General features: G+C 63.8%; 13 protein-coding genes. 11 read left to right on the top strand and 2 right to left on the bottom strand.

Going from position 1 to position 12771, the window contains the following annotated elements:
• Positions 1–5 precede the first annotated feature (5 nt).
• The 6 genes from VSX79_RS06090 to VSX79_RS06065 all read left to right on the top strand — a co-directional run bounded on the left by VSX79_RS06090 (position 6) and on the right by VSX79_RS06065 (position 7076).
• Positions 6–1208, top strand: coding sequence for an alpha/beta hydrolase (locus tag VSX79_RS06090; RefSeq protein ID WP_326914803.1), 1203 nt, complete (start codon positions 6–8; stop codon positions 1206–1208).
• 42 nt (positions 1209–1250) lie between these two features.
• Complete coding sequence (locus VSX79_RS06085) at positions 1251–3470, top strand: TonB-dependent receptor (protein ID WP_326914802.1); 2220 nt, start codon at positions 1251–1253, stop codon at positions 3468–3470.
• A gap of 66 nt (positions 3471–3536) precedes the next feature.
• Positions 3537–4151, top strand: a complete 615-nt coding sequence (locus tag VSX79_RS06080; protein ID WP_326914801.1) for an FMN-binding negative transcriptional regulator — start codon at positions 3537–3539, stop codon at positions 4149–4151.
• 26 nt (positions 4152–4177) lie between these two features.
• Positions 4178–5365, top strand: coding sequence for a serine hydrolase domain-containing protein (locus VSX79_RS06075; RefSeq protein ID WP_326914800.1), 1188 nt, complete (start codon positions 4178–4180; stop codon positions 5363–5365).
• Between the two features lie 224 nt (positions 5366–5589).
• Entirely contained in the window at positions 5590–6192 is a 603-nt protein-coding gene (locus VSX79_RS06070; RefSeq protein ID WP_326914799.1) for a TetR/AcrR family transcriptional regulator, read from the top strand.
• Between the two features lie 413 nt (positions 6193–6605).
• Positions 6606–7076, top strand: a complete 471-nt coding sequence (locus tag VSX79_RS06065) for a MerR family transcriptional regulator (RefSeq protein WP_326914798.1) — start codon at positions 6606–6608, stop codon at positions 7074–7076.
• An 81-nt stretch (positions 7077–7157) separates the two neighbouring features.
• Here the strand turns inward: VSX79_RS06065 and VSX79_RS06060 are convergent, their stop codons facing one another.
• Together VSX79_RS06060 and VSX79_RS06055 are read right to left on the bottom strand one after the other, a co-directional pair.
• Positions 7158–7601 carry an acyl-CoA thioesterase gene (locus tag VSX79_RS06060; protein WP_326914797.1) on the bottom strand — a complete coding sequence of 148 codons (444 nt, stop codon included), beginning with the start codon at positions 7599–7601 and terminating at the stop codon, positions 7158–7160.
• A gap of 99 nt (positions 7602–7700) precedes the next feature.
• Positions 7701–8369, bottom strand: coding sequence for a GntR family transcriptional regulator (locus VSX79_RS06055; protein WP_326914796.1), 669 nt, complete (start codon positions 8367–8369; stop codon positions 7701–7703).
• Positions 8370–8428: 59 nt separating this feature from the next.
• On the opposite strand from VSX79_RS06055, the gene VSX79_RS06050 reads away from it, so the two are divergent.
• From VSX79_RS06050 to VSX79_RS06030, 5 genes are read left to right on the top strand one after another with little or no spacing between them, the layout of a single operon-like run.
• Entirely contained in the window at positions 8429–9181 is a 753-nt protein-coding gene (locus tag VSX79_RS06050) for an SDR family NAD(P)-dependent oxidoreductase (RefSeq protein ID WP_326914795.1), read from the top strand.
• Positions 9182–9191: 10 nt separating this feature from the next.
• Positions 9192–9896: a CoA transferase subunit A gene (locus VSX79_RS06045; protein ID WP_326914794.1), complete on the top strand. Its 705-nt coding sequence runs from the start codon at positions 9192–9194 to the stop codon at positions 9894–9896.
• Between the two features lies 1 nt (position 9897).
• Positions 9898–10533 carry a 3-oxoacid CoA-transferase subunit B gene (locus VSX79_RS06040; protein ID WP_326914793.1) on the top strand — a complete coding sequence of 212 codons (636 nt, stop codon included), beginning with the start codon at positions 9898–9900 and terminating at the stop codon, positions 10531–10533.
• Complete coding sequence (locus VSX79_RS06035) at positions 10530–11717, top strand: acyl-CoA dehydrogenase family protein (RefSeq protein WP_326914792.1); 1188 nt, start codon at positions 10530–10532, stop codon at positions 11715–11717. The genes VSX79_RS06040 and VSX79_RS06035 overlap by 4 nt, the downstream gene beginning before the upstream one ends.
• Positions 11714–12766: a phosphotransferase gene (locus VSX79_RS06030; protein WP_326914791.1), complete on the top strand. Its 1053-nt coding sequence runs from the start codon at positions 11714–11716 to the stop codon at positions 12764–12766. The genes VSX79_RS06035 and VSX79_RS06030 overlap by 4 nt, the downstream gene beginning before the upstream one ends.
• Positions 12767–12771 lie beyond the last annotated feature (5 nt).

Raw genomic sequence — 12771 nt, 5'->3', positions numbered from 1 at the left:
AACTGGTGGTCGCCTGTAGTCCAATAGGGGTCCAGTTTCAATCGCGGGAGGATCATATGAGTCGTTTCGTAACCTGGACCCTCGGCGCCGCCATGATGGTCGCCGCGTCTGCCGCAACTGCCGAACCAGCTCCGACGCCTTCGGAAAGAAAGCTGGTGGAGCTACTCGTCCAGCCCGAGAGCTGGTTCATCGAGCAGCTCGGCGGCAAGCGCGTCGTCGTCGACGGTCAGACGCTCGATCCCAAGATCCAATATATGCTCGCCCGCGACGCCACCGCGCCAAAGCCTTCGGGCCCGGCCGTCGATCCCGCGGCGACCCCCGAAGGCCGCGCCGCGCTGCGCGAAGGTGCCGACCGGTCATGGACCTACCGCACCCGCGTGACCGCACCGATGGCCGAGACGATTGACCGCGAGGTCAAGGGCCGAGGCGGACCTATCCCGGTTCGCGTCTACAAGCCTGCGGGAAGCGTGGGCGCCCTTCCCGTCCTCGTCTATTTCCATGGCGGCGGATGGATGACGGGCAGCATCGCGGGATCGGACCGGGCGGTGCGGCTGATGGCGAACGAGGCCAAAGCGATTATTGTGTCGGTGCAATATCGGCTCGCACCTGAGAATCCCTATCCGGCGGCTTGGGACGACGCTGAAGACGCGTTCACATGGGCCAGGGCCAACGCAGCCAGCTTTGGCGGCGACCCAGCCATGATGGCGGTGGGCGGCGACAGCGCGGGCGGTAATCTTGCGATCGCGGTTTCAAGCCGGCGCCTTGCCGCCGGGCAGACGCCGCCGCTCTATCAGCTTCTCTACTATCCAGCGGTCGATATGGGTCGTGACTATCCGTCGTGGACGCTCTTCGGGCAAGGCTTTGGTCTGGATGTAGGCTACGCCGATTATGCAGTTCCGCGGGTGTTCGGCACACGGGATCTCGCTCAGCCCGAAATATCACCGATCAAGGCGAAGTCGCTAAAAGGCATGCCGGCAACGATCCTTTCGACCGCGGGCTTCGATATCCTGCGTGATGCTGGCCGCGCCTACGCACGCCGGCTCGAGAGCGAGGGTGTCAGCGTCCTGTATCTGAACTTTCCATCGCTCAACCACAGCTTCCTGCAGGCCTCCGGCGTCATTGCCGATGCCGATCGCGCCGCGACGGACACGGCGCGTATCTTCGGCGCCGCGATCCGCAGCCGCGCCGGACCGGACACAGCGAACTGACGAACTACGGGCAATCGACAACAGAGCTACCAAGGGGGACTTATGACCAATCGCACCATGATCCGCGCGGGGACCGCGTGTTTGACACTCGCAGCGGCGCTCGTTGCTGCGCCAGCGTTTGCGCAGGACAGCGCCGCGGGCACCGAAGAAGATGATGGCGCAATCGTCGTCACGGCGCAGCGTCGCGAAGAACGGCTGATCGACGTACCAGTCTCAATTGCTGCGATCGGCGAGGATCGCATTACGGCGACCGGGGCGCGAGACGTAGGCGACCTCGGATCCTATGTCCCCAACGTCGTGATTGCCGAGGGTACGGGCCTCGGCTCGGCGGTCGTGATCCGCGGCGTCGGTGCATCGAGCCGCAACATTGGCTTCGACAGCCGCGTCGGCGTCTATCTCGACGGCGTCTATCTCGGCCAGTCGCCAGCGATCAACCAGTCGCTCGTCGATATCGAGCGCGTCGAGGTGCTGCGCGGGCCGCAGGGCGCCTTGTTCGGCAAGAACACAGTAGCGGGCGCGATCAACCTTGTGACCGCCAAGCCGGGCGATGATTTTTCGGCTTATGCCAATGTGCGCTATGGCAATTATGACGCCTGGTCGCTCACCGGCCGCGTCAATGTGCCCATAGCCGAAGGCGTCGCGGTGAAGCTCTCGGGCTCGCGCAACAAGCGTGACGGCTTCATCCACAATATCGTCGATGACAGCTATGGCGACACCGTCGACACCTGGACCTGGCGGGGTCAGCTGCGCATCGATGCAACGCCGAACCTCCAGTTCCTGATCAGCGGCGACGGCCTCATCGGACGCGAAAACGGGAGCCTCGGCAATGTGCTCACCAATTCGACGGGCACAACGATCGACACCGTCGCGCCCGGCCGCCGCGAGATTTCGGTGAGCAAGATCCAGCTCAACGACCGCACGCTCTGGGGCACGTCGCTCGACGCCGTGCTTAGCCTCGACAGCGGGCACACGCTGAAGTCGCAGACCTCGTACCGCGACACCAAGTTCCACACGGCGCTCGATCCCGATTATTCGGCCTTCGACATTTTCTATGTCGACTATCACGATCGCTACAAGCAGTTCATCGAGGAGGTGCAGTTCGTCTCGCCCTCGGGGCAGCCCTTCGAATATCTCGCCGGCCTCTATTATTACCGCACCAACGCCAAGACCGACCGTCTTGCCCGGACTGGAACGCAAGGCTTCCTGCTATTCGGATCGCCGAACAATACCGTGCTGCCGTCGGCCGGCACGGTTCGGACCGAGAATATCGCGCTCTATGCGAACCTCACCTACGATATCCTGCCGAATCTTGAGCTCGGCGCGGGTTTCCGCCTGTCGCGCGAGACGAAGAAGGCGACCTTCGACATCAACGGGTCGACGCTCCCGGTGCTCGGCATCGCGACCGGCAGCTTCGCCGACAAGCGAAAGGATGAGGATTTCTCGCCGAGCGTGACGCTGACCTACAAGCTCTCGCCGGAAATCTCGGCCTATGCGCGCTACGCCGAGGGCTATAAGAGCGGCGGCTATAATCTCGACTTCGTCAGCGCCGCGAGTTTCCCGAACGGGATCGAGTTCGACAAGGAAACGGTCAAGAATTACGAGCTTGGCCTCAAGGGTTCGGTCGAGGGCGGCCGCCTGACCTTCGCGCTGGCCGGGTTCATCGCCAATTACAGCGATTTCCAGATCAACCAGTTCCGCGACCTCGGTGGCGGGCGCACGGCGATCGTCATCGGCAATGCAGCGACCGTGAAGACCAAGGGCGTCGAGTTCGAGATGACGACGCGCCCCGTCCGCGGGCTAACGCTCGCCGGCGGCATCGGGTTCCTGAAAGCCGATTACGACAATCTGCCCCTCGATCCGGTGACGATCGTGAGCGGCAAACTGCCCAACGCGCCCGACGCGCAGGCCAGCGGCTCGATCGAATATGAGACGGCGGTCGGCGGCAGCCTCCAGCTCCGCTCGAACTTCACCTACACCTACCGCGGTAATTATTTCTCTAGCCTCGATAACCGCCGCCAGGTGACGGTCGGGTCTCCGGCGGGGCCCGTAACCATTCCCTACGACCGCGTGAAGGGCTTCGGCTACGCCGATGCACGGATCGCGCTCGGCGCCGAGAATGGCCGCTGGGAAGCCGCAGTCTTTGCGCGCAACCTGTTCAACAACACCTTTGTCGAGGGCTATGAGCGCGACTTCTTCGGCACGCTGATCGAAGGGCTCGGCGATCCGCGCACCTACAGCGTCGAAGCGACGTTCCGTTTCTGAATCAACCTCCCGGTGCAGCGCGGTCAAGGCCCAATCGTCCGCGCTGCTTTCGGAAATCGGATTTCCATGACCATACCTTTGACCATTCATCACGACCGGCAAACGGTGGTCCATCCCGCTATTGCCGATCTGATCGAGTCTTATCCGCTCGCTTGGGTCACCTCACGCCTCGGCGACGCGTCGATTGCGACACCCCTGCCCCTCGTCGCGGACTATGACGCCGAGAGCCGCCTCACTGCGTTCATCGGGCACTTCGCGCTGGCAAATCGACATGTCGCAGCGCTGCGCGCAGATGCGCGTTCGCAAATACTCTTCTCCGGACCTCAGGCTTATGTCTCGCCCAAGCATGTCGCTAACCGGACATGGGCACCCACATGGAACTATTCGGTTGCGCGCTTTGATTGCCGCATCGCGTTCGACATCGACGCCAATGACAAGGCGCTGCGCCGGCTTACCGATAAAATGGAAGCGATGTGCGGCGACGGCTGGACGGTCGACGAGGTCGGCAGCCCGCGATACGAGACAATGAAGACGCATATTATCGCGTTTCGCGCCGATATCCTTGGGTGTGACGCGACCTTCAAGCTCGGTCAGGACGAGCGCGAGGGGGATTTCGAAACGATCACTGCGGGTCTGGAAGATCAGACGATGGTTGCTTGGATGAAAAAGGCCCGCGGCTAATTTCAGGTGCAAGGGAGAATAGCTAAATGACACGGCGCGCGATCAATCGAGTTTCGAAATTTGTCATGCTCGGGCTGGCGCTTGCACTTGCGGGACCAATTGAGGCAAAGGAAACCGAGCTTCCCAAGGCCGCCGACATGCTGCGCTGGCGCGGCGACGCGCAAGTTGCCGGCTTTCGCAACGTCGACCGCATCTTCCCGGTGCGCATCGTCAAGCGCGGTCCCAAGGTTCGCCCGCTGCCGCGCGCCGACCAGCAGATTGCCCCTTCGCTGAACTACGATGGAAGCACGATCTCGATCGACGAGTATGTGGCGCGCGAGCGCATCGCGGGTCTTCTCGTGATCAGCCATGGCAAGGTCGTGCTCGAGAAATATGGCCTCGGCCAGAAACCCGAAGACAAATGGATTTCCTTCTCGGTCGCCAAGTCGGTGACCTCGACGTTGCTTGGCGCCGCGATCCGCGACGGCAAGATCAAGAGCGTCGACGATCTCGTCACCACCTATATCCCCGAACTCAAGGGCGGTGCCTATGACGGCGTGACGCTCCGCCAGGTTCTCGCGATGCGCTCGGGCGCACAGTGGAACGAGGATTATACCGACGCGAGTTCGGATGTCGGCCAGCTCGCGGCGTCGATGGCCGAGAACAAGGGCGCCTCGCTGATCGCGATGATGGCGACAAGGCCCCGTGCCGCCGAACCCGGCAGCCGCTTCCTCTACAGCACCGGCGAGAGCAACATGGTCGGCATCATCGTGAGCCGCGCCGTCGGCGAGCCGCTCGCCGACTATCTCTCGCGCAAGATCTGGGCGCCCTACGGGATGGAAAGCGACGCCAGCTGGCTCACCGACGGCGGCACCGAGATCGGCGGCTGCTGTCTCAATGTGACGCTTCGAGATTACGGCCGGCTCGGGCTGTTCATGATGGAGGGCGGCAGCGCGGGCGGCGCGGGCGTCGTCCCGGCGGGCTGGATCGGCGAGGCGACGACGAACAAGTCGTCGCCCGGCGAGACGCCCTATGGCTATCAGTGGTGGATCCCTTCGCCCGGCACTTATGCCGCGCTCGGCATCTTCGGCCAGACCATCTATATCGATCCTGCGAAGGATCTCGTCATCGTCCAGATCGCCGCCTGGCCAGCGGCAAGTGGCCCCCAATATTCGGCGCGGCGCCTCGCACTCGTCGGAGCGGTCAACGAAAGCCTCGCCCTGGCGAAACCCTGACCGCCGCCCGATATCCAGGGGCGCACGCGCGACGGCCCGGGGCCGCGCCGACATTGCCGTCCAAGCATCGTTGCGCGCCCAAGCCGGTCTTTCGTCATGCTCGCCATGATTGCGCCGGGCAATGAGCGTTGCCATTGACCTTCGCGGCGGTGATGATCACCACTCGATGCCGTCAAATGCTGCTGGGAGTATCGAACGTGGGCGACGCGCCAACCGGGAATCGTATGAAGGTGGGGCGCGAGGCGCTTCTTGATGCCGCGGGGGCCATATTCTTCGAACAGGGCTATGCTGCAACGCGTATCGACGACATCATCGAGCGCGCGGGCGGATCGAAGCGCAACATCTATGTGGAGTTCGGCAGCAAGGAGGGGCTGTTCACCGCGATCGTCTCGCAGCATGCCGAGCGCGCGGTCGCCGCGCTGTCGCTCGGCGATCCCAGCGCGGGCAGCCTCAAGGACATGCTTCTTGCCTTCGGGCGGCAATTGCTCGACATCTCGCTGTCGCCCGCGCTCGTCGGCGTGTACCGGATCGCCGCGACCGAATATGCCCGCTTCCCGGAGCTAGTGCGCCAATTCTATGAACTCGGCCCGGGGCTTGCGAGCCGGACACTGGCCGAAGTTCTGTCGGCGGCGCAGGCGCGGGGCGAGATCGAACCCTGCGACGCCGGCGCCGCGGCCGATCTTTTCGTCGGCATGATCCGCAGCAATGTCCATCTTCAGGTCATCCTCGCCCTTCGCGATGCGCCGGGCGAAGCGGAGCGCGCGGCACTTGTTGCCTCGGCGGTCGAGATTTTCCTGAATGGCCTCTCCGTGGGGACGACCCGCTAACCTTCACAGGACTTGATCGACAAAGCTCGAATCTGCCCGGGTCTCATAGCTTTGAAAACCACTGGCAGTCAGCCCTTCCGGCTGACCGAAGCGCCTCATCGTAAGGCCGTTCGCGGTCCAGGCCGCGCTTTTGCGGGCGCGAAAAAGGGAGCAGCCATCGATCCGGCAAAAGGCTTTGGCGAACCGACGCGCCAGAGAAGTCGCCCCTTCCCCGCTTCTTCCTGAATTGTGATGACGCGCGACGCTCGTACTCCTCACGACGCAAGATTCCAAGCCGACTCGGGCTGGATCGAAGAACCTCGGCGCGAAACGCTTGCAGAGACGCGAACGACACGGCAGTATCGAGAGACTTAAGTGATTCCCGATTATTTAACTCTATTGACGTTTACGTAAACGTAAAGTAGTTTTGGACAATGAGCGAAGAATACGGCCACGTCCATACCGATACGCCCGATCACGGCCGTGACGAGTACAGCATCACCGATCTGGCGAACGAATTCGACGTTACCGCCCGCGCGCTTCGATTTTACGAGGATGAGGGGCTGATCAATCCTTCGCGCAAGGGCATGCTACGCCTTTATTCGAAGCGTGATCGTGCCCGGCTCGTTTGGATCTTGCGCGCCAAACGTGTCGGCTTCCGCCTTGCCGATATTCGCGAGATGATCGATCTTTACGATGTCGGCGACGGTCGCAAGCGACAGCGCGAGGTGACGATCGAAAAGTGCCAGCAGCGCATCAGCCAGCTTTTAAGCCAGCGCGCCGATGTCGAAAGCGCCGTCGAGGAGCTAACATGCTTCATCCTTAGGGCGCGCAGCCGGGTCGAGCAGGAGCGTGGCGCCGAAGACGCCGGTACAAGCGGAGACGGTGCTCCGGCGTCAATCTGATCGCGCGTCCTTACCGTTCACGCTCGGCAGCCTGAAAAGGTCGGCAAGCGAACGCGGGCGCGATGATCGGCTCGCGTCAGGCTAATTACGGGCCGGCGTCACCATCTTCGCGGTCAGTCCGGCGATCAGTTCCGCTCTTAGCGGCTTCGCCTGCCCGTCGGTCCGGCAGACGATGACCGTATCGCTGGTCGCGATCGCGCGGCCGTTCTGGAACATCGCCTGAATGATCGTCCAGCTTGTTCCACCGAGGCGGCCGAAACCCGAAGCGATATGGACAGGATCGGGAAAATCGCCCTCGGCCAGATAGTTGATCTCGATGGCGGCCACCATCGTCCTCTCGTTCGATGGCCGCTCGGTCAACGGCTGAACTTGCGCGTTCAGGAACACGCGCCCGCTTTCGAACAGCGTCGCAATCGCCACATTATTGAGATGGCCGTTTACGTCCATGTCCTGGAACCGCGTCTGAAAATCGCCGCGCACGGGGTAATGCGCAGCGTCCAGCCGCCAGCTTGGCGCTCTGGGCATATCAGCGGCCTTCCATAGAAATACCGGCGGCGAGGCGGGCGCTCCGCCCAGGATGATCGCGGTTGGTTTCTTTCTGCGGATTGGGAGGCGAATTTGGCATCATCCAGCGCCGCTCCGCTGTGCGTGCCAGTCGGCGATCGCGGTTCGAACATTGTCGACATGGCGCCGCGCAGCCTCCTCCGCTCCGGCTGTGTCGTTCTGCATGATGGCGCCCGCTATCTCGGCATAATCGCGGTGACGGACTTTCTGGAGTTCGGGCGCTGAATATTGGACGTGGATGATGTGCATGCCCACGGAAGGGAAGAGCCGGCGCAGTTCGCGGTTTTCGCCGATCTGGAGCAGCACGCGGTAGAAGTGACGCCGCGCCGCGTTGAAAACCCCCTCCTCGCGGCCGGCCGCTCCCAGATCGAGGCGCTTGAGCACGTCGGCAAAGAGCGCTTCGTGCAGCTGTCCCGTATATCGGTCGGCGGCACTGCGCGCCGCGAGAGCGGTCATCGCCTCGGCGACGTCGAGAACTTCCATGCTCTCGGCGAGATCGAGCTTGCGGATCGAGGGCGAGCGATTGGCCTCCAGTTCGATGATGCCGCGCACCGACAGGTGCTGCATGGCTTCGCGCACGGCGTTCCGGCCCACGTCGTAGCGAAGCGCAAGATCGGTTTCCGCGAGCCGCTGGCCCGGAACGAGCTGCCGCTCGTCCAGCTCGGAGAGGATGCCCAAAACAACCTTCCGCGCGGTACCCGCCGGCTCGAACTCTGAACCACCGTCCATATTGCCCCTCTTGATTGTTCTACAATCATGTTCCATACACGCCTCGACAGGGAGTGCCCATGGAAAATTTGCTCAACCTTGCCGGCAAGAACGCGTTCGTCACCGGAGCGTCAAGTGGTCTTGGCGCGCATTTCGCAAAGATACTGGCCCGCGCCGGTGCCAATGTCGTGATCGCGGCGCGGCGACGCGAGAGCCTCGACGCCGTCGCGGCGGATATTGCCGCGGCCGTAGGCGCGTGCCGGGCAATTGCCCTCGACATTTCCTCCGCCGACAGCATCGCCGCGGCGGCGTCCGAGATCGAGGCGGCCGATATTCTCGTCAACAATGCGGGCATCGCACGCGACGCGCCGTTTCTCGATCACCTGGAAAGCGATTGGGACGATGTTCTCGCCACCAATGTGAAGGGCATGTTCCTGGCGACGCAGGTGGCGGCGCGCGGGATGAAGCGCCGCGGGAGCGGATCGATCGTCAATATCGCTTCGATCACGGGGCTCAGGCAGGCGGGCGGCATCGTGTCCTACGCCGTGTCGAAGGCCGCGGTCATCCAGCTGACCAAGGTCGCCGCGCTCGAACTCGCGCGCTTCGGGATCCGCGTCAATGCGCTGGCGCCCGGCTATATCGGCACCGACCTCAACGCCGGCTTCTTCGAGACCGATGCCGGCCAGGCCATGATCAAGCGCATCCCCCAGCGCCGCCTTGGAAGCCTTGCCGACCTCGACGCGCCGCTCCTCCTCCTTGCCTCCGATGCCGCCTCCTACATGACCGGCTCGGTCATCGAGGTCGACGGCGGGCACCTTCTCAGCAGCTTGTGAGGTCGGCACCATGGCAAAGAAGTTCCACGACACGTCAAGCGATGCCCTTGCAGGCCTGCTCTTCGACGGGATGACAATCGCGGCGGGCGGCTTCGGCCTCTGCGGCATTCCCGAGACGTTGATCGACGAGATCCGCCGCAGCGGCGTCAAGGATCTCACCGTCATCTCGAACAATGCGGGGGTCGACGATTTCGGCCTCGGCCTGCTGCTCCAGAGCCGCCAGGTGCGCAAGATGGTCTCCTCCTATGTCGGGGAGAATAAGGAATTCGAGCGGCAATATCTGACCGGCCTTCTCGAGCTCGAATTCAATCCGCAGGGCACGCTCGCCGAGCGGCTGCGCGCCGGCGGCGCGGGCATCGCCGGCTTCTATACGCGCACGGGCGTCGGCACGATCGTCGCCGAAGGCAAAGAGGACAAAATCTTCGGCGGCGAGCGCTATATTCTCGAGACCGGGCTGACCGCCGATCTCGCCATCGTCAAGGCGTGGCGCGGCGACGACAAGGGCAATCTCCTCTACCGCAAGACCGCGCGCAATTTCAATCCGATGGTGGCGACAGCGAGCCGCGTGACGGTCGCCGAGGTCGAGGAACTGCTCCCCGCTGGGGCGATCGATCCCGACCATGTGCACACGCCCGGGATCTTCGTGCAGCGGTTGATCCTCGCCGAACGAAACGAGAAGCGCATCGAGAAGCGCATCATGCGCGCGGAGGTTTGACATGCCCTGGACCCGAAACGACATGGCCGCCCGCGCGGCCCGCGAACTGCGCGACGGCTTCTACGTCAATCTTGGTATCGGCATTCCGACGCTGGTCGCCGATAATATTCCCTCCGGCATCGATGTGACGCTCCAGTCGGAAAACGGCATGCTCGGCCTCGGGCCCTACCCCGGCGCCGCCGAGGTCGATGCCGACGTCATCAATGCCGGCAAGGAGACGATCACCGAGCTTGCCGGCACGAGCTATGTATCCTCGGCCGACAGTTTCGGCATGATCCGCGGCGGGCACATCGATCTTTCGGTCCTCGGTGCGATGGAGGTCGCGGAAAATGGCGACATCGCCAACTGGATGATCCCGGGAAAGATGGTGAAGGGCATGGGCGGCGCGATGGATCTCGTCGCAGGCGTCAGACGCATCATCGTGCTCATGGATCATGTGTCGCGCGACGGCACGCCGAAGTTCCGCAAAAGCTGCACTCTGCCGCTCACCGGATCGGCGGTCGTCGACATGCTGATAACCGATCTTGCGGTCTTTTCGCGCCCCGACCGCGCCGCGGGCTTCCGCCTCGTCGAATGTGCGCCCGGGGTCGAACTCGATCAGCTGCGCGCGCTCACCGAAGCGGAGTTCATCGCATGAGCGCGCCCGGTTCGAGCGCGGCCGACGTCGCTGCGGACGTCGCCGCGAAGGTCGAACGCTTCGTTCGCGAAACCGTCTTCTCCTATGAGCGCGACCCCCGGTTCGAAGTGCATGGCCATGGCCCCTCCGACACGCTTGTCGCCGAGCTGCGCGCCAAGGCGCGCGAGGCGGGGGTGCTCACGCCGCATGTTCGCGCCGACGGAAGCCATTTCAGCCAGCGCGATACGGCGACCATCCTCAAGAAATCGGGCCTCTCGCCGCTGGGTCCGGTCGCGGTCAACACGATGGCGCCCGACGAGGGCAATATGTATTTGCTCGCGAAGATGGGGAGCGAGGAGCAGAAGGCTCATTTCCTCGAACCGCTCGTCGCGGGACGCGCGCGCTCGGCCTTTTTCATGAGCGAGCCCGCCGACGAAGGCGGCGCCGGCTCGGACCCCTCCATGATGAAGACCCGCTGCCGCCGCGATGGCGACGACTGGATCATCGACGGCCGCAAGGCCTTCATTACCGGTGCGCAGGGCGCGTCGGTCGGCATCGTGATGGCGCGTTCGGATGATGGTGCCTGCCTCTTTCTCATCGACCTCCCGAACCCCGCCGTGCGCGTCGAGCGATTGCTCGACACGATCGACAGCTCGATGCCCGGCGGGCACGCGGTGGTCGCCATCGACCAGCTTCGCGTCCCGCAGCACCATATGCTCGGCGCGAGCGGCGAGGGTTTCCGCTATGCGCAGGTGCGGCTCAGCCCGGCGCGGCTCTCGCATTGCATGCGGTGGTTCGGATCGGCGACCCGCGCGCAGGAAATCGCCACCGCCTATGCGTGCCGCCGCGAGGCATTCGGCAAGCCGCTCATCGATCATGAGGGGGTCGGCTTCATGCTCGCCGAGAATCTCATCGATTTGCGGCAGGCGGAACTGATGATTGACTGGTGCGCCGACACGCTCGACGGCGGATCGCTCGGCCTCGAGGAGAGTTCGATCACCAAGGTCGCCGTGTCCGAGGCGCTGATGCGCGTCGCCGACCGCTGCGTTCAGGTGATGGGCGGTACCGGGGTATCGGGCGACAGCGTCGTCGAACAGATTTTCCGGGAAATCCGCGCCTTCCGCATCTACGACGGGCCGACCGAGGTCCATAAATGGTCGATCGCGAAACGGATCAAGCGCAGCCATCTGGCGACGCTGTCATGACCCTCGCGCCCGGCGAAGACTCAACCACAGAAGTCAGGGCCGGCTTCGGGTTCGACGAAGCGGCGCTCGGCCGCTGGATGCGCGAACATGTCGCAGGCTTTGAGGGGCCTTTTTCGGTCCGCCAGTTCCAGGGCGGGCAATCGAACCCGACCTTCCGCGTGACCACGGGGGCCGCGTCCTATGTCCTGCGGCGCAAGCCGCCCGGTCCCCTCCTGCCCGGGGCGCATGCGATCGAACGCGAGGCGCGCGTACTCGCCAGCCTCGCGACGGCGGACTTTCCGGTCCCGCATGTCCACGGCCTGTGCGAAGATGCCGCCGTCATCGGCTCGCCCTTCTATGTCATGGACATGGTGGAGGGCCGGATCTTCTGGGATGCCGCCCTGCCCTCGCTGGCCCCTAAGGAGCGCGCCGCCTGCTACGACGCGATGAACGCGGCGATGGCTAGGCTCCACCGCGTCGATGTCGAGGCCGTGGGCCTTGCCGATTTCGGCCGTCCGGGCAATTATTTCGAGCGGCAGATCAGCCGCTGGTCGCGGCAGTATCGCGAGGACGAGACGGCGGGGCGCAACGCCGATATGGACGCGGTCATCGACTGGCTGGGCGATCATATCCCGCCAGGCGACGAATGCGCCCTCGTGCACGGCGATTACCGGATCGACAATCTCATCTTTCACCCGGTCGAACCGCGCATTCTCGCGGTGCTCGACTGGGAGCTGTCGACGCTCGGGCATCCGCTCGCGGACTTTGCCTATCATGCGATGAGCTACCGGATGCCGCCGCACATCGTCGCGGGGCTTGGTGGCACCGATCCGCACACGCTCGGCATTCCGTCCGAGGACGAGTATATCGCCGCCTATAGCATGCGGACGGGACGCAGCGGCATTGCCGACTTCGGCTTTTATCTCGCGTTCAACTTCTTCCGGCTCGCGGCCATTTTCCACGGCATCAAGGGACGCGTCATCCGCGGCACCGCCGCGTCGGCCGAAGCGCATGAACGCGCGAAGGCGTTCCCCGAACTCGCAGCGCTCGCGCTCGCGCAAACGCGCTGACGGCG

The organism is Sphingopyxis chilensis, assembly GCF_035930445.1.
Taxonomy (GTDB): domain Bacteria; phylum Pseudomonadota; class Alphaproteobacteria; order Sphingomonadales; family Sphingomonadaceae; genus Sphingopyxis; species Sphingopyxis chilensis.
Note: the sequence above shows the minus strand (reverse complement) of the source record. Positions and strands in the feature narration are given on the sequence as shown.